Genomic DNA, 16686 nt, shown 5'->3' on the forward strand with positions numbered 1-16686 from the left:
CGCCATGGTGCACGAGTTGGCCGAGTACGAGCGCGCCCCGGAGCAGTGCCACCTCACCACCGAGCAGCTGACCTCGGCGCTCTTCACGACTGCTCCAGGTCGCGGCGTGGCGTCAGACGCGCCAAGCTGGAGCGGTCGTACGACCGCTCCGGCGCTCTTCGGTCACGTCGCTGTGGACGCGCACGACGAGCCGGTCGGCTTCGCGCTGTGGTTCCTCAACTTCTCCACCTGGGCCGGCGTGCACGGCATCCACCTGGAGGACCTCTACGTCCGGCCGGCCGTCCGGGGCACCGGAGCCGGTCGACTGCTGCTCGCCGCGCTGGCCGACATCTGCGTGCGACGCGGCTACCAGCGGCTGGAGTGGTGGATGATCGACTGGAATCCGGCCGCCGGCTTCTACGCCTCGATCGGTGCCGAACAGATGAGCGAGTGGGTTCCCTACCGACTCAGCGGCGCCGCGCTCCGCGAGCTGGCCGAGCACGCCACCACCGCCGGCACGCGTATGGGCGACTGACCGGGTAGAGTCCCCGACCGGGGGGATGAGGCGTGACTCAACTGACTGGCCAGCCAGCGACCGACGACGACGTGGTGCACCTCACGGTGCCTGCCGACGGCGGTTACCTCGGCGTGCTCCGCACCGCCACCGCCGGTCTCGCGGCCCGGTTGCAGTTCGCGCTCGACGAGATCGAGGATCTGCGGATCGCTGTCGACGAGGCGTGCGCCATGCTGCTCGCCATCGCCACCCGCGACGCCGAGTTGGAGTGCCGCTTCGCGGTCACCGAGGACGCGCTGACCGTCGAGGTGACGGTGCCGACCGTGCGCGGTGCCACCCTGCCCGCCGAGTCGTCCTTCGCCTGGAAGGTGCTCACCGCACTGACCACCTCGGCGTCCGCCACCTCCGCCGACAATCGGGCCACTATCGCGCTGCTCACCCGCCGCTCCGGCGGCTACTGACCGGTTCGACGCACCGGCGCGGTCACTCGAAGCCGAGGGCCCGGGTCGTCGGTGGGCAGATCAGCAGCCAGGCCACGCCCAGGCCGAGGGCCATCAGCGGCACGCCCAGCCAGCCCAGGCCGGCCTGGATCATGAACCACCCGATCGGCAGCAGCATCAGCTGAAGCACTATCGCGGGGGCTCGTGCGCCCGCCTGACGGCGCAGCAGCGCGCGGCCCAGGGCCCAGAGCACGACGGCCGCCCCGATGGCGAACACTGTCACCAGCAATGCCACCAGCAGGTCGGTGCGGGTAGCCGTGAGGTCGGCCCAGACCAGCCAGACGGCGATCAGCCCGACGACGGCCGCCTCCGCCCACAGCAGCCGGACCGCCCAGCGGAGCGTGACGGGGATCGGGTCCGAGTCGATGGTCACGCGCGCCACGATACCCGGGCTGCCGGAAGGTACAGTGCCGCCCATGCGGGCCGTCCTGGTGGTCAATCCGAAGGCCACCACCACCAGCGAACGCAGCCGGGACGTGCTCGTCCGGGCGCTGCGCAGCGAAGTCGATCTCAGCGTGCGCTACACACGTCGGCGTGGACACGCCGTGGCGCTGGCCCGGGAGGCAGCCGCCGAGGGCGTCGACCTGGTCGTCACCCTGGGTGGCGATGGCACTGTGAACGAGGTGGTGAACGGTCTGATGACGGCCGAGCCGCCGACTCGCGCCGACGACGCGCCGATGGCCGAGCGACTGCCCGCGCTGGCGACCGTCCCCGGTGGCTCGACAAACGTGTTCGCCCGCGCTGTGGGTCTGCCCCGGGAGTGGCCGGAGGCGACCAGCATGATCCTGGAAGGGCTGCGGCTGGGCCGGAGCCGGACGGTGGGGCTGGGCCTCGCCGACGACCGCTACTTCACCTTCTGCGCTGGCTTCGGCCTGGACGCCGCTGTGATCCACCGGGTGGAGCAGGCCCGGCGGAAGGGGCGGGTCTCCACACCGTCGCTCTATCTGCGTTCGATCATGAATCAGTACTTCTTCGCCTCGGACCGGCGGCACCCGGCGATCGTCCTGGAGCGTCCCGGCGAGCCGGCGGAGGCCGAGCTGGCGACCGTCATCATCCAGAACACGGCGCCGTGGACGTACCTGGGCGACCGGGAGGTCAACCCGAACCCGGCGGCGTCGTTCGATCTCGGGCTGGATGTGCTGGCGTTGCGTCAGCTCCGGGTGGCTAGCACAACACGGACAGTGACGCAGTTCCTGTCCCAGCAACCGGATCCACGTGGCCGACAGGTGTTACGACTCCATGACACGGCGGAGTTCACGCTGGTCTCCAGCCGTCCGCAGGCGTTCCAGCTGGACGGGGACTATCTCGGCGAGCGGGAGAAAGTCAGATTCACCTCCGTTCCGGCCGCACTGAGAGTAATCTGCTAGGTCTCGGGTACTGCCCTTGGTCGACACGGTGGCCACAACCGATCGACTTGGTCGCCGCCACACCGAGGGGCAGGTGCCGGAAATGTCAGCAATGTCACGCGGACTGTACTATATTGATCCTCGACTGTGGCACGGCGGGTAACCAGGAAAGCACTGGAACCCGGACAAATGGGTTGTGGGCTTGCTCACCGCCCGGAGTTTTTCCGAGCGTCACCCTTGACATCGCGTTTGTTCGTGAAAGTATTCACAAGCGAACTTGAGTTACCGGGACATTGCCTGGATACGCTCGTCAGGTTGAGCTGTTCCAGCAGGTCCCCGGGGCTAACTGCCTGCTCACGCACTGCCGAATGGACGGACGCTAACTGTCACCATCGGCACGCGGATGCATATAGGAAAAGCACGACCAAGCAATTGTTGCCACCCATCCAGAATGAGGAGTGTTGCCGCCATGGACTGGCGTCACCATAGTGTCTGCCGTGACGAGGACCCGGAGCTGTTCTTCCCGATCGGGACGTCCGGTCCGGCTCTCCTGCAGGTCGAGCAGGCCAAGGCCGTCTGCAGGCGCTGCTCCGTGACCGACCAGTGCCTGCAGTGGGCACTCGAGTCAGGTCAGGACGCCGGCGTCTGGGGCGGAATGAGCGAGGAGGAGCGGCGCGCCGTCAAGCGGCGCGGCGGTCTCCGGGTGTTGCGCGCTCACTCCGCCTGATTCCCAACACACAGCTGTACGCCCCGGTGGGTTCGCCCACCGGGGCGTTCTGCTGTCACGGCACCGGATCAGACAGTGCCGGCACGGGTCAGCCCGTAGGCGCCAGCACGGGCCGGTCGTCGACCCGACGTAGCACCAACTCGACCAGCTCCGGTGCGTCGGTAAGCGGCGCGGCTACCGCCACCGCACCCGCCACCCCGGCCGCCTCGGTCACCGCGTCGTGGAACAGCCCCGGCGCCAGGAAGTACGCGGACACCGCGACCCGGCGCGCGCCGGCCGCCCGCAACCGGGACACCGCCACACCGGCCGCCGGTGGAGCCGCCGAGGCGTACGCCACCCGGCAGGGCACCCCGAACTCCACGCCGAGCGCGTCGGCGACCCGGCCCACCGATCGTCGCGCCCGCGCGTCCCGGGTGCCCGCCGCGGCCAGCACCAACGCGTCGAAGCGACCGGGACGCGTCTCGCCCAGCCGTCGGCACAGCCCGGCCAGCAGTCCAGGGTCGGGTGTGTCCCCCGCCGGCCCGAGCACATCGGTCACCCGTACCGACAGGGGTGGCCCGGACCGCGCCGCCGCGGCGACCGCCGCCGGAATGTCCACCCGATTGTGGTACGCGGCGGTCAGCAGCAGAGGCACCAGCACAGCCCGGCGGTGGCCGGCCACGGCCAGGTCGCGCAGCACCTCGGTCGGCCCCGGCGCGGTGTGGTCCAGCCAACTCGCCCACACCGGTGTGCCCGGCCGGGCCGCCGACACCGCCCGAGCCAGCGCCCGGGTGGCATCGGCGGCTCGTGGGTCACGGCTGCCGTGCGCGACAAGCACCACCGGGTCCGCCCCGCCGGCCGCACCGGGACCGATCAGGGGCGCCGCCGGGGAGGTCAGACGTGCAGCCCGCACTCGGTCTTCTCGAACATGGCCCACCGGCCGGCTCGCGCGTCCTCGCCGGCCTTCGTACGGCGGGTGCACGGCCAGCAGCCGATCGAGCCGTAACCCTGCTTGAACAGCTCGTTGACAGGCACGTTGAAGCGGGCGATGTAGGAGTCCACATCCTTCTGCGACCAGGCCGCGATCGGGTTGACCTTGACCTTGCCCCGACGCGCGTCGAAGGTGACCACAGGTGTGTTGGCCCGGCTCGGCGACTCGTCCCGGCGCAGACCGGCAGCCCAGGCGTCGTACCCGGTCAGCGCCCGCTCCAGTGGCTCCACCTTGCGCAACTGGCAGCAGTCGTCCGGCGACTTGTTGAACAGCCGAGGGCCGTACTGGCCGTCCTGCTGGCCGACTGTGAGCCGGGGCCGGATCGACCTGACGTTCACCGGCAGCGTCCGGGCGACCTCGTCGCGTACCCGCAGCGTCTCCGGGAAGTGCAGGCCGGTGTCGAGGAAGACCACGTCCACCCCGGGGGCCACCCGGGAGACCAGGTGCGCCAGCACGGCGTCGGCCATCGAGCTGGTGACGCAGAACCGGTCACCGAAGGTCTGCGCCGCCCAGCGGGCGATCTCCAGTGCCGGGGCGCCCTCCAGGTCCCGAGCGGCCTGCTCGGCCAGGGCCCGCAGCTCGGCGGGGTCGCGCCGGGCCGGGTCGGCCGGCGTCGAGCCGCCCGGGCCCACCAGGCGCAGGCTCGCGGCCGAGACGAGACTCATGAGGTCACCGCCCGACTCAGCAACCCGGTGAACTTCACCGAGAAGACCCGGGTGCAGGCGTGGCACTCCCAGGCGCCGTGACCCGCCTCGTGCGGCCGTAGGTCCTCCTCGCCGCAGTACGGGCAGTACAGAGGTGCCGCTCGGTTCTCGCTGCTCACCGCAGTTCCTCCTCGTCGACTCTGATCACCCAGTTGGCGAACGTCTCGCCCTCGCTCCGACCGGCCAGGTAGCGACGGGCCAGCCGTTCCACGTACTCCGGAAGTTCGTCGGCGGTGGTCTTCAGGCCGCGAAGCTTGCGGCCGAAACCGGCGGTCTGCCCCTGGGCCATGCCCAGCCCGCCGCCCAGGTGCACCTGGAAACCCTCGACCTGCCGGCCGTCCGGGCCGACCACCAGTTGCCCCTTGAGCCCGATGTCGGCCACCTGGGTGCGTGCGCACGCGTTCGGGCAGCCGTTGATGTGGATCGAGATGTCCGCGTCGAAGTCGCGCAGCCGCTGCTCCAGCCGGGCCACCAACTCCTCGCCGCGGGCCTTCGTCTCGACGATGGCGAGCTTGCAGTACTCGATGCCGGTGCACGCCATCGTGCCGCGCCGCCAGGCGGACGGCCGGGCCTCCAGACCGATTCCGCGCAGCGCGTCGATCAGCGACTCCGTCCGCTCCGACGGCACGTCGAGCACGAGCAGCTTCTGGTACGGGGTGAGCCGCACCCGGTCGCTGCCGTGCGCCTCGACCACGTCGGCCAACTGGCTGAGCTGCGCGCCGGAGACCCGCCCGACCACCGGAGCGGCGCCCACGTAGTACCGCCCGTCGGCCTGCTCGTGCACGCCCACGTGGTCGACCGGCTTCGACGGCAGGACCGGTGCCGGGCCGTCGAGCAGCGTACGACCGAGGTAGTCCTTCTCCAGGACCTCGCGGAAGCGCTCCACGCCCCAGTCGGCCACCAGGAACTTCAACCGGGCCCGGTTGCGCAGTCGGCGGTAGCCGTAGTCGCGGAAGATCCCGACCACCCCGGCCCACACGTCCGGCACCTCGGCCAGCGGCACCCAGACGCCGAGCCGCTTCGCGAGCATCGGGTTGGTGGAGAGGCCCCCGCCGACCCACACGTCGAAGCCGGGCCCGTGCTCCGGGTGGTCGACACCGAGCAATGCGATGTCGTTCGACTCGTACGGGGTGTCCACCAGCCAGGAGATCGACGTCTTGAACTTGCGGGGCAGGTTGGAGAACTGCTTGTCGCCGACGTACCGGGAGACGATCTCGTCGATCGCCGGTGTCGGGTCGAGCAGTTCGTCGCGGGCCACCCCGGCGACCGGGCTGCCCAGCACGATCCGCGGGCAGTCGCCGCACGCCTCGGTGGTCTGAAGGCCGACCGACTCCAGCCGGCGCCAGATCTCCGGCATGTCCTCGACCCGGATCCAGTGGTACTGGATGTTCTGCCGGTCGGTGATGTCGGCGGTGTCCCGCGCGAACTCCCGGGAGATGTCCGCGATCACCCGCAGCTGGGCAAGGCTGAGCTGCCCGCCGTCGATGCGGACCCGGAGCATGAAGAACTCGTCCTCCAGCTCGTGCGGCTCCAGCACTGCGGTACGCCCGCCGTCGATGCCCGCCTTGCGCTGGGTGTAGAGGCCCCACCAGCGGAACCGCCCCCGCAGATCCTGTGGGTCGATCGAGGCGAAGCCGCGGTGCGCGTAGATGGTCTCGATGCGGGCCCGGACGTTGAGCGGGTCGTCGTCCTTCTTGATCCGCTCGTTGGGGTTGAGCGGCTCGCGGTGGCCGAGCGCCCACTGGCCCTCACCCCGTGGCCGGCGCGGCGCTCGGGTCGGGCGAGCCGTCGGGTCCTCGGAACGGGCCGGGATGCTGCTGACCGCCATCGCGGCGTCCTCCGTTGTCTGCTGTGCCTCGGGATACGCGGGGCGCGGCGGCCGGCCCGGCGAAGCGGGCGGGACAACGGTGTCTTCAGACAGCCGGCGCGGAGCGCGCCCGAGACAGAATGGTCGGGCGTCGTCAGTAGGCCGGACAGATCGCGCTGCGCACGCGGCCGTAATCGACGTGGCGACGTGCCACGAAGCGGCGGACGACTGCGGCGGTCATGGGCCCATGCTGCCACACCCCATGGGGGCCGGCCAATGTCCGCGTGCTGGATCCCACATCACGGGCCGGAGCTCAGCCGACCAGCTGGTCACCAAGGACAGTTCGGGCATAACGGGGAGAGCGCCGGTGACGCCCACGGAGGGGGTGGTCGTGGCAGGCTCGGACCGTGCGGCAATTGTCCGAGAGGTCGGCCGGCGCGGCGTGGGAGCACCTGCGCCGCCTGCCGGTCTGGCTCGCGCCGGCGCTGTTGACAGTGGCGGTGACAGTGACCGGGCTGGGCTCCGCCCAGCTCTGGCGCGACGAACTGGCGACGTGGAGCGCTGCCACGCGGTCGCTCGGCGACCTGGCCCGACTGGCCGGCACCATCGACGCCGCCACCGGGCCGTACTACCTGCTGATGCATCTCTGGACGGGGGTCTTCGGCGACTCCACCATCGCCCTGCGCGTACCGGCGGTGTTGGCGATGACAGTGGCCGCCGGGCTGCTCGCCGTGCTCGGCGCGCTGCTCGTCGACCGACGCGCCGGCCTCTTCGCCGGGCTGCTGTTCGCGGTGCTCCCCGGCACCTCCCGCTACGGGCAGGAGGCTCGCCCCTACGCGCTGGCCACCATGCTCGCCGTGCTCGCCACAGTGCTGCTGGTGGTCGCGCTGCGTCGACCGAGTTGGGCCCGTTGGGCCGGTTACGCCGCCGCCGTCGCTGCTCTCGGTCTCATCCACCTGATCGCGCTCACACTGCTCGCCGCCCACGCGCTGGTCGTCCTCATCGTCTGGTGGCGCGGCCCGGCCCCGGCCGGCATCGCCACCCCGGCCCAGCCCGACGCCGAGCGGGACCGGCGGGTGTGGCGGTGGCTGGTCGCCGTGGTGCCGGTCGCGTTGCTGGCCGGCCCGCTGCTGGTCAAGGCCCGCACCCAGCAGTCCCGGCAGTTGAACTGGGTCCACCTGGCCCGGCTGGACGACCTGACCGCGCTGCCCGGCGGCGTGGCCCAGAGCAGTGTGGTCGGTGGCCTGCTGCTCGGGGTCGCCGCGCTGGGCGCGGCCCGGCTCGGGCGGCGCTCTCTGCTGCCGGTCGGCGCGGTGCTGCTGCCCGTACTGCTGCTCTTCGCCGCCGGCACTGTCGTACCGCTGTGGGTGCCCCGGTACCTGGTCTTCGTGGTGCCCTTCGCGTGCCTGCTGGCGGGCGCGGCGCTGGCCGCCGTGGCCGCTCCGGCCGCGCTCGTCGTGGTGGTCCTGGCCGGGCTGCTCGGGCTACCCGACCAGGCGGCGCTGCGACGGACCCACGAGTGGCCGCGCAGCGCGCCGGTGGACTACGCGGGGGCGGCCCGGGTGATCGCCGACGGCCAACGCCCGGGGGACGCTGTGGTCTACTCGCCCCGGCACAGTTGGCTCTTCCTCGACCTCGGCATCGAGTACCACATCAGCGACCCACCCCGAGACGTGCTGGTCACCGAGGACGAGGTCCGCCGCGGCGACCTGTGGGCCGCCGAGTGTCCCCAGCCAGCACCGTGCCTGGCCGGTACGACACGGGTGTGGCTCGTCGTCTCCGGCCGGCACGCCGAGCCGCTGGCCGCCGTGCCCGGCGCCAAGGGCGACGCACTACGCACGGACTTCACGGTCGCCCAGGTCTGGCAGCGCCCCGGCCTCACAGTCGCCCTGTTGACCAACCGCCCCGACCGCTGACCGGTCCGTCCATGGGCAGGCCGGCGGGCGGCGGCTCAGGTCTGCGAGCGGCCGTCGTGGGTGTTGCGGGCCAGCGGGACGACCAGCATTGCCTCGGTGCCACCGTTGGCGCCGGCACGCAGTTCGATGGTGCCGCGCAACTCCCCGGTGATCAGGGCTCGGACGATCTGAAGGCCGAGCCGGCTGCCGCGTTCGGCGTCGAAGTCCGGGGGCAGGCCGCGTCCGTTGTCGGTCACCGAGACGTGCAGCATCTTGCGGAAGCGGTGCGCGGAGACCACCACCTCGGGCCGCAGTGACGGGTCGATCTCGGGAGGGGCGACCGGCACCATGCCGGAAGCCGCGGCCGCCGGGGTCTCCTCCGCCTCGTCGGCCGGCGGGAAGCCGTGCTCGACGGCGTTGAGCAGCAACTCGTTGAGGACCATCACCAGCGAGGTGGCGATCTCCGCCGGCAGTACGCCAAAGCTGCCCCGCCGCCGCATGCCGACGCTCACCTCGGTCGCCGCGACCTCGGTCGCCGCGCTGGCCACCCGGTCGACGATGCCGTCGAACTCCACCGCCTCGTCGCTGGACATCGAGAGCGTCTCGTGTACCAGGGCGATCGAGGCGACCCGACGGACCGATTCCTCCAGCGCGACCCGGGCCTCCGGCATCGCCACCCGGCGGGCCTGCAACCGCAGCAGCGCGGCCACCGTCTGGAGATTGTTCTTCACCCGGTGGTGGATCTCCCGGATGGTGGCGTCCTTGGTGATCAGTGCCCGGTCCCGGCGGCGGACCTCGGTGATGTCCCGGACCAGCACCAACGCTCCGATCGGCACCCCGGCCGGCATCAGCGGCAGCGCCCGGGTGAGCATCGTGGCGCCTCGTGCGTCGATCTCACGGCGGGGTGGCGCCTCACCGCGCAGCGCGGCCAGGATGCCGTTCGAGGCCTCGGTGCCGTCCAGCGGGTCACCGGCCAACCGGCGGTGCAACGCGGCCAGGTCCTCCCCCACCAGGTGGGAGGCGTAGCCCAGTCGGCGGTACGCGGACTGGGCGTTCGGGCTGGCGTAGGTGACCTTGCCGCCGGCGTCGAGCCGGACCAGGCCGTCGCCTACCCGGGGCGCCGAGGTGGTCTCGCCCGGATGCCGCGGCGGCGGGAAGGTGCCGTCCGCGATCATCTGCGCCAGGTCGTCGGCGGTGGTGAGGTAGTTGAGCTCCAGTTGGCTGGGCGTACGCGCGGTGGAGAGGTTGGTGTCCCGCCCGACCACGGCGATCACCTCGCCGGCCTCCCCCTCGGCGGTACGCAGCCGAACAGGGATCGCCTCGTGCCGGGCCGGCACGTCGCCGTACCAGACCGGGTCACCCTCGCGCCAGATCCGACCCTGGGAGTACGCCACTCCCAGGTGGGCCACCTCCGGCCCGCCGACGATCCGACCCACCTGGTCGTCCTGGTAGGCGGTCGGTGCGGTGGTCGGGCGCACCTGGGCGACGCAGAGGAACGTGCCGTCGGCGTCGACCGGCACCCAGAGCAGCAGGTCGGCGAAGGACAGATCGGAGAGCAGTTGCCAGTCGCCGGCGATCCGGTGCAGGTGGTCGATGTCGGCCGGACGGAGATGGGTGTGCTCCTCGGCGAGGTCGCGCAGCGTGGACACGGTGACCAGGGTGCCACGCCGCGCCTCACATCGTCGCGGTGACCTTCTTCAACCCGCGCGGCGCGTCCGGGTCCTCGCCTCGGGTGAGCGCCAGGGCCAGCGCCAACCGCTGCATCGGCAGGATGTCCAGCAGCGGGGCGTACCGCTCGTCGACCTCGGGGACGGCCAGCCGGGTGGCGCCCGGCACGTCGGCGGAGCCGACCACCACGACGTCGGCGCGGCGTTCGCCGAGGCGGGGCAGCACCTCACCCATCGACCGGCCGCCGGGACCGGAGCCGACCACGGCGAGCACCGGGACCTCCGGGTCGGTCATCGCGAGCGGGCCGTGCAGCAGGTCGGCGCCGGAGAAGGCGAGCGCCGGCAGGTACGAGGTTTCCATCAGCTTCAGCGCGGCCTCCCGGGCGGTGGGGTAGGCGTACCCCCGGCCGGTGGTGACAAGCTGACGGGCGAACCGGTAGCGCGGGGCGAGCTGGGCCGGGGTGCCGTCGGCCAGGGTGCGGGCGGCCAGCTCGGGCAGTGCGTCGAGCGCCTCCCGTTCGGCCTTCGGGAGCACGCCGTCGCCGGCCCGGATGCCCTCCACCAGCATCAGCAGGGCGAGCAGCTCGGCGGTGTACGTCTTGGTGGCAGCCACAGCCCGCTCGTGCCCGGCGGCGATGTCGACGCTCAGCTCGGCCACGTCGACCAGCGGCGAGTCGGGGGCGTTTGTCACCGCGAGGGTCAGCGCACCGGAGGCCCGGGCGGCGCGCAGCACCTCGGCCAGGTCGGGCGAGCCGCCGCTCTGGCTGACCCCGACGACAAGCGCGTCGGAGAGGTCGGGGCGGGCACCGAACAGGGTGACGACGCTGGGCGAGGCGAGCCCGGCGGGCAGGCCGAGCCGGATCTCGGTCAGGTAGGCCCCGTAGAGCGCCGCGTGATCGGAGGTGCCCCGCGCGGTGAAGACCACGTGCCGTGGCCGACGTTCCGCGATGACCGCCGCCACCCGGGCGATCTCGGCGGCGTTGGCAGCCGAGAGTAGGCGCGCGTAGCCAGCCGGCTGCTCGTCGATGTCGGCGGCCATTCCAGCCCCTGCACGTGTCACGGAAACCCCTCCCCCTGCGCGGTTGCCGCGCGATTCTTGCTCAGTCTTGCACTTTTAAGCGTATCTCAGCAATCGAACGAGCAGGACTGCGCACGTGATCACCAGTTGATCTCAACATCAACTACGCTTTACCCGTTACACCCGGTCTAACTGCCACGAGAGGACGACGTGCCCGAGGGAACGGACGATCCCGCGCTCTCCGCGACGGAGGAGCTGGCGCTGGCCCGGCTGGCACTCGACGAGGGCGACCTGCACCACGCCGCCGGCCACCTCGCCGGCGCGTTGGCGCGGGCCCCCACACTGCCGGAGGTGCACGAGACGCTGGCCCGGCTCGCCGTGTCGAGCGGCGGCGGCCTCGACCTCTTCCCGATCAACCACCACACGTTCGTCGGTGCTGTCGTCGCCCGCGCCCACCTCCTCGCCACGGCCGGGCGCCCCGCCGAAGGGCTGGAGCTGCTGGCCGCGGCGACGTCGTACGCGCCCGGCACCGAGTGGGCCGGCGTGCCCTGGGTCACCGCGCCCGAGCTGGCCGAACGACTGGAACCGGAGCACATCGCCCGCGTCCTCATGCAGGTCTGTGCCGCACTGCCCGACCCGGTGCCGAGGATCGGCCGGGCCCCGCTGACCCCGTACCTCACGCTCGCCCGCAACGCGGCCACGGTGCACCCCGAACACGGCCTGCTGCTGGGCGCGGCGTCCGCGCTGGCCCGGCGCCTCGGCGAGGTCGAGCTGGCGGTCCGCTGGGCCACCCGAGGGGTACGCGCACAGCCCTCGAAGATGGGCGAGGTGTGGCTCGGGTACGCGTACCGCAGCTCGGGCCGGACCCGCGACGGCCTCGCGGCACTCGGTCGGGCCGTCGAGCTGGACCCCGACGACCTGGCGATCTACGCGGACATCGCCGGCACCCTGGCCGAGATCGGCCGGCTGGACGAGGCGTTGGAGTGGACCGAGCGGGCGCTGGCGCGCGATCCGTCGTTCGACTGCGCGGTGCACACCGCCCACCGCCTACGGCACCTGCGCGACGGTGACCTCGCCCACCTTGTCGCGCTCGCCGACTTCGTGCGGGACCACCCGGACGACAGCCACGAGCACGGCGACCTGGCCCAGTGCTGCCGAGGCCGTCCCTGGCTCGGCCAACTCACCCCGGCCGGTGGGCCCCTGGTCGACGCGATGCGCCAGGCGGTGGCCGATGACGAACTTGGTCTCGGCGGTGCCGTACGCCTGCCCGCCGCCGCCCCGCCGAGCGCGGTCGGGACGGCGATCTCCACCGCCCCCGGGCTGCGGATCGAGGTCGTCGGCACGCTGGAGCCCGACCCGCGCGAGCCCCGGCGGGAGACCGCTCAGCGGTTGTGGCACTACGCGGACGCAGTCCCCACACCCGCGCTGGCGGCGCCCTCGGCGACGGCTGTCGAACGGATCGGGCAGATCGCCCACCCGGCGTGGGCGCACCCACCAGCGGCGTACGACGCGGCGGTGGGCCTGGCCGGCCTCGACCTGGGCGACCTGCTCGGTCTGCTGGTGCACCCGCCGGCGGCACCGGCCAACGCGGTGGGTCGGCTGCTGGCGGCCCACGACCCGTCGGTCTGGGTCCGTGGAGTGCAGGTGTGGGCCTGTCTGGGGCTGCTGCACCACCGCACCGACGAGCCGTGGGAGGGCTCGACCCGGCGCCGGGTGCTGCTCGATCTGATCTGGGGCGTCGAGGACTGGGTCACCGAGGCGGCGCTGTTCGCCCTGGTCACCGCCGCCTGGGTGGATCCGACGGTGCGGTCGGACGTGGCCCGGGTGGTGGCGGAGCGGCTGGCCGACGCGGCTGCCGTGGCGCGGAGCCGACCGGTCCCGATCGCCGCCTCGCTCGCTCACCTGGCACTCGCCGCCCCGCAGTTGGATCCGGCGACGGCGGCACTGGCCACCGAACTGCTGGCCACTCACTCCCCGCGGCTTCCCCGCCCCCGCAACCCTCTACGCCGCCTCTGGCAACGCCTGCTCCGCCGCTGACTCCCACCACCCCGCGATCTTGCACTTACTGTCGCCGTTTTGTCGGAAACAGTGCTTATGCACGCGCACAAAGTGCAAGATCGCGGAGGTTCGTGGGTCAGGCGACCGGGGCCTTGCCGAGGGCGACCTCGGCGTCCTCCTCCGGGGTGGCCTGCGGCGGCGCCTCGTTCGCGGTGCGCAGCGGGATCTCCTTGATGAACCAGGCGAGCACCGGGATCACGATGGTGAACAGCACCGCCCAGAGGAAGACGTGCGAGATGGCGTCGGACAGACCACCGAGCACCGCCTCGCGCGCCTGGGCGGGCAGTTCCTTGAGCTTCTCCAGGTCCATCCCGGAGCCGCCGGACTCGCCACCGAAGGCCCGACCGCCCTCGGAGCTGGCCAGCCGGCTGGCGAAGATCGCGCCGAACAACGAGATACCGAACGAGCCGCCGATCGACCGGAAGAAGGTGGCCGCGCCGCTGGCCGCGCCGAGGTCCTTCTGCTCGACGCTGTTCTGCGCGATCAGCATCGACGTCTGCATGAGGAAGCCCATGCCGACGCCGAGCACGATCATGTAGAGCGAGGACATCAGCTTGCTGGTGTCGGTGTCGAGCATGGACAGCAGCGCCATGCCCGCCGTCATCGTCACGCCACCGATGATCGGGTACGCCCGGTACCTGCCGTTGCGGGTGATCGCCCGGCCGATGACCAGCGAGACGACAAGCATGCCGAACATCAACGGCAGCAGCAGCAGACCACTGTTGGTGGCCGACGCCCCCTGCACCGTCTGCTGGTAGAGCGGCAGGAAGTTCATCGCGCCGAACATCGCGAAGCCGAGCAGGAAGCCGATCACCGAGATCAGCGCGAAGTTGCGGTTGGCGAAGAGCGCCAGCGGCAGGATCGGCTCCTGGACACGGCGTTCCACAAGGCCGAACGCCGCCAACGAGAGGAGAGCCAGCACGGCCAGGCCGAGGATCGGCAGTGACACCCAGTCGTACTCGTTGCCACCCCAGGTGGTGATGAGCACGATCGCTGTGATGCCGACCGAGAGCAGCCCGGCGCCGAGCCAGTCGATCCGGTGCTCGGTGCGGTACTTCGGCAGGTGCATGGTGGTGATCAGCACGAGCAGCGCGATTCCGCCCAGCGGCAGGTTCACGTAGAACGCCCAGCGCCACGAGAGGTGGTCGGTGATGAACCCGCCGGCCAGCGGGCCGGCGACCATGGCGATGGCCATGATGCCGGCGATCATGCCCTGGTAGCGCCCGCGCTCGCGGGGCGGGACCAGGTCACCGATGATCGCCATCACGCCGACCATGAGGCCGCCGGCGCCGAGGCCCTGCACGGCCCGGAAGGCGATGAGCTGGACCATGCCGTCCTCTGGGCCGCCGAGCATCCCGGAGCCGGCCATGCCACAGAGGGCGGAGCCGACCAGGAAGACGACGACCGAGGTCAGGAACACCGACTTGCGGCCGTAGAGGTCACCGAGCTTGCCCCAGATCGGGGTGGAGACGGTGGTGCCCAGGACGTACGCGGTAACCACCCAGGTGAAGTGGTTGAGCCCGCCGAACTCGCCGACGATCCGCGGTAACGCGGTGCTGACGATCATATTGTCGAGCATCGCGAGCATCATCGCGATCATCAGCCCGAACAGCACGACCCTGATGTTGTTGGGTCGCGTGCCGGCCTGGGTTGCCTGAGTCATGGGTAAGCTCCCCCCGAAGATTGCCGTACTTACTTGCCGCCCGGCTAGTCACCTTACTAGCCGCACGGTAAGTTGGGTACAAGCAACGGTCAAGCCATTTGGAGGGTGTGCGTGAGCGAGAGCACAGGCGGCGGAACGCGGGAACGGATCAAGGCCGTCGCGCTCGAACTCTTCACCGAGCAGGGGTACGAGAAGACCTCGCTCCGGGAAATCGCCGAGCGCCTCAATGTCACCAAGGCCGCGCTCTACTACCACTTCAAAAGCAAGGACGACATCGTCGCCAGCTTCGTCGAGGACCGGCTGGAGGGGATGGACGCGCTGATCGCCTGGGCCGCCACCCAGCCCGCCACCCTGGCCACCCGGCGCGAGCTGATCTCCCGGTACGCCGACACGATGTTCGACGGCACTCAGCCGTCGGTGATGCGCTTCTTCGAGCAGAACCAGACGGCACTCAAGAGCCTCTCCTCCGGGCAGAAGATGCGCGGTCGGATGTTGGAGCTGGCCGACGCCCTCTGCCGGGGCGACGACTCCCCCGCCGCCCAACTGCGCGCCGCGCTGTCAATCTTCGCGGTGCACACCAGCTGGTTCGCGGTCCGCGCGCCGCACATCAGCGACGACGAACGCCGCAAGCTCGCCCTGGAGGTCGCCGACGAGCTGCTGGCCGCCATCGGCACGCAGCCCAACGCCTGACCGGGCGTGATCGTGGCGGCCCCGGGCTCGTCGATCGCCGGCTCAGCCGCGCGTCAGCTCCAGCCGAAGGCCGAGCAGGTCCACACCCGGCAGCGGTGACCAGTCCTTCTCCGGCGAACGGACGAAACCGCGCCGCGAGTAGAGCCGATGCGCCGGATCGGCCATCCCGGCCCGGACGCAGATCGCCACCGCCGTGCAACCCAACTCGGTCGCCCGATCGACGCACGCCTCGACCAGTGCGGCACCCACACCCCGCCCCTGAGCGCCCGGGTCGACAGCGAGCATCCGGAACTCCGCCTCGCCCGGCCCGGCCAACTCGGCGAACGGGGTGCCCGGCAGCACGAACGTGACCGAGCCGAGCACCGCCCCGGTCACCTCGTCGACAGCGATCAGCACCTCGCCGCTGGCGGCTCGGGTCGACACGTCGGCCAGCACCTCGCCGTACCCGTGTTCGCCCTTGAGCTGGCCGTCCGCCTCGTACGCGGCCACTGTCAGCCGGGCCACCGCCGGGAAGTCGGCCGACTCGGCCGCACGGACCCGCAACCCGGTCAAGCGATCACCGCGATCAGGTCACCGTCCTGCACGACGTCGCCCTCGTTGACGACGAGCTGCTGGAGCACACCATCGGACTCGGCGACGACCGGGATCTCCATCTTCATCGACTCAAGGATCACCAGGGTGTCGCCCTCGGTCACCGTGTCACCCGCCGTGGCAACGACCTTCCAGACGTTGGCCACCATCTCGGCGCGGATCTCCTCGGCCATGTCCAGGCCCTCCCTTTTCGCGACGTGCCTGCCGACGTATCCAATCATGCGTCGACCGGCGGTGGGCGCGCAGCGGCACAGCCGGGATGACAGGCCCGCCCTGGGGAAGGCGGCGGGTGTCGACCGCACTACCATCAGCGGGTCGGACCCGACGCCGGACCGCCGGTGGCCGCATCCGCGCCGAGGTCGTGCGCAGGACGGATCCGACCCATCACGAGGAGGTCAGCATGGCGAAGAAGTCCCGGAAGAAGAAGGCTCGTAAGAAGAGCGCCGCGAACCACGGCAAGCGTCCCAACTCCTGAACGGGTCGACGGGCCGACTGCCCGTCGCCGCTCAGCCGGCCGAGGCCGGGTACACCGGTGGCCCGAGATCGGAAGAGCGACT

At 71.4% G+C, this 16686-nt stretch carries 17 protein-coding genes; 7 read left to right on the forward strand and 10 right to left on the reverse strand.

Annotated features, from left to right (window positions below):
• Positions 1-4 precede the first annotated feature (4 nt).
• Positions 5-514 carry a GNAT family N-acetyltransferase gene (locus AB0C20_RS19325; RefSeq protein ID WP_357568446.1) on the forward strand — a complete coding sequence of 170 codons (510 nt, stop codon included), beginning with the start codon at positions 5-7 and terminating at the stop codon, positions 512-514.
• A gap of 32 nt (positions 515-546) precedes the next feature.
• Entirely contained in the window at positions 547-954 is a 408-nt protein-coding gene (locus AB0C20_RS19330; RefSeq protein ID WP_357187918.1) for an ATP-binding protein, read from the forward strand.
• A 22-nt stretch (positions 955-976) separates the two neighbouring features.
• Here the strand turns inward: AB0C20_RS19330 and AB0C20_RS19335 are convergent, their stop codons facing one another.
• Positions 977-1366 carry a hypothetical protein gene (locus tag AB0C20_RS19335; protein WP_357187920.1) on the reverse strand — a complete coding sequence of 130 codons (390 nt, stop codon included), beginning with the start codon at positions 1364-1366 and terminating at the stop codon, positions 977-979.
• Positions 1367-1409: 43 nt separating this feature from the next.
• Here AB0C20_RS19335 and AB0C20_RS19340 point away from each other — a divergent pair, with 43 nt between their 5' ends.
• Positions 1410-2360, forward strand: coding sequence for a diacylglycerol kinase family protein (locus AB0C20_RS19340; protein ID WP_357568447.1), 951 nt, complete (start codon positions 1410-1412; stop codon positions 2358-2360).
• A 448-nt stretch (positions 2361-2808) separates the two neighbouring features.
• On the forward strand, positions 2809-3066 hold the full coding sequence (locus AB0C20_RS19345) for a WhiB family transcriptional regulator (RefSeq protein WP_088950012.1): 258 nt from the start codon (positions 2809-2811) through the stop codon (positions 3064-3066).
• A gap of 88 nt (positions 3067-3154) precedes the next feature.
• Here the strand turns inward: AB0C20_RS19345 and AB0C20_RS19350 are convergent, their stop codons facing one another.
• The 4 genes from AB0C20_RS19350 to AB0C20_RS19365 are packed head-to-tail and all read right to left on the reverse strand — an operon-like array spanning position 3155 to position 6568.
• Positions 3155-3943, reverse strand: coding sequence for a CbiX/SirB N-terminal domain-containing protein (locus tag AB0C20_RS19350; RefSeq protein ID WP_357568448.1), 789 nt, complete (start codon positions 3941-3943; stop codon positions 3155-3157).
• A complete protein-coding gene (locus AB0C20_RS19355) occupies positions 3940-4701 on the reverse strand; it encodes a phosphoadenylyl-sulfate reductase (RefSeq protein ID WP_357187923.1) in 762 nt (253 codons plus the stop codon). The genes AB0C20_RS19350 and AB0C20_RS19355 overlap by 4 nt, the downstream gene beginning before the upstream one ends.
• Complete coding sequence (locus tag AB0C20_RS19360) at positions 4698-4859, reverse strand: hypothetical protein (protein WP_165435836.1); 162 nt, start codon at positions 4857-4859, stop codon at positions 4698-4700. Before AB0C20_RS19360 ends, AB0C20_RS19355 begins: the two co-directional genes overlap by 4 nt.
• The gene (locus AB0C20_RS19365) at positions 4856-6568 is read right to left on the reverse strand and encodes a nitrite/sulfite reductase (protein WP_357187925.1); all 1713 of its coding nucleotides are present in this window, start codon (positions 6566-6568) and stop codon (positions 4856-4858) included. The genes AB0C20_RS19360 and AB0C20_RS19365 overlap by 4 nt, the downstream gene beginning before the upstream one ends.
• A 386-nt stretch (positions 6569-6954) precedes the next feature.
• Between AB0C20_RS19365 and AB0C20_RS19370 the strand changes: the two genes are divergently transcribed.
• A complete protein-coding gene (locus AB0C20_RS19370; protein ID WP_357187927.1) occupies positions 6955-8463 on the forward strand; it encodes a glycosyltransferase family 39 protein in 1509 nt (502 codons plus the stop codon).
• A gap of 35 nt (positions 8464-8498) precedes the next feature.
• Here the strand turns inward: AB0C20_RS19370 and AB0C20_RS19375 are convergent, their stop codons facing one another.
• Together AB0C20_RS19375 and AB0C20_RS19380 are read right to left on the reverse strand one after the other, a co-directional pair.
• Positions 8499-10091 (reverse strand): histidine kinase N-terminal domain-containing protein, encoded by a 1593-nt coding sequence (locus tag AB0C20_RS19375; RefSeq protein WP_357187929.1) that lies wholly within the window; start codon positions 10089-10091, stop codon positions 8499-8501.
• 25 nt (positions 10092-10116) lie between these two features.
• Positions 10117-11148 carry an SIS domain-containing protein gene (locus tag AB0C20_RS19380; RefSeq protein WP_124776247.1) on the reverse strand — a complete coding sequence of 344 codons (1032 nt, stop codon included), beginning with the start codon at positions 11146-11148 and terminating at the stop codon, positions 10117-10119.
• A 189-nt stretch (positions 11149-11337) separates the two neighbouring features.
• On the opposite strand from AB0C20_RS19380, the gene AB0C20_RS19385 reads away from it, so the two are divergent.
• Positions 11338-13164, forward strand: coding sequence for a tetratricopeptide repeat protein (locus AB0C20_RS19385; protein ID WP_357187931.1), 1827 nt, complete (start codon positions 11338-11340; stop codon positions 13162-13164).
• A 97-nt stretch (positions 13165-13261) separates the two neighbouring features.
• Here AB0C20_RS19385 and AB0C20_RS19390 read toward each other — a convergent pair whose 3' ends face one another.
• Positions 13262-14848 carry an MDR family MFS transporter gene (locus AB0C20_RS19390; protein ID WP_357187932.1) on the reverse strand — a complete coding sequence of 529 codons (1587 nt, stop codon included), beginning with the start codon at positions 14846-14848 and terminating at the stop codon, positions 13262-13264.
• A gap of 105 nt (positions 14849-14953) precedes the next feature.
• Between AB0C20_RS19390 and AB0C20_RS19395 the strand changes: the two genes are divergently transcribed.
• Positions 14954-15538 carry a TetR/AcrR family transcriptional regulator gene (locus AB0C20_RS19395; protein WP_357187934.1) on the forward strand — a complete coding sequence of 195 codons (585 nt, stop codon included), beginning with the start codon at positions 14954-14956 and terminating at the stop codon, positions 15536-15538.
• A gap of 42 nt (positions 15539-15580) precedes the next feature.
• On the opposite strand, the gene AB0C20_RS19400 is transcribed toward AB0C20_RS19395, so the two are convergent.
• Together AB0C20_RS19400 and AB0C20_RS19405 are read right to left on the reverse strand one after the other, a co-directional pair.
• Positions 15581-16090, reverse strand: coding sequence for a GNAT family N-acetyltransferase (locus AB0C20_RS19400; RefSeq protein ID WP_357187936.1), 510 nt, complete (start codon positions 16088-16090; stop codon positions 15581-15583).
• Positions 16087-16308 carry a biotin/lipoyl-binding carrier protein gene (locus AB0C20_RS19405; RefSeq protein WP_181518367.1) on the reverse strand — a complete coding sequence of 74 codons (222 nt, stop codon included), beginning with the start codon at positions 16306-16308 and terminating at the stop codon, positions 16087-16089. Before AB0C20_RS19405 ends, AB0C20_RS19400 begins: the two co-directional genes overlap by 4 nt.
• Positions 16309-16686 lie beyond the last annotated feature (378 nt).

Source organism: Micromonospora sp. NPDC048843 (assembly GCF_040649965.1).
Classification (GTDB): Bacteria; Actinomycetota; Actinomycetes; order Mycobacteriales; family Micromonosporaceae; genus Micromonospora; species Micromonospora hortensis.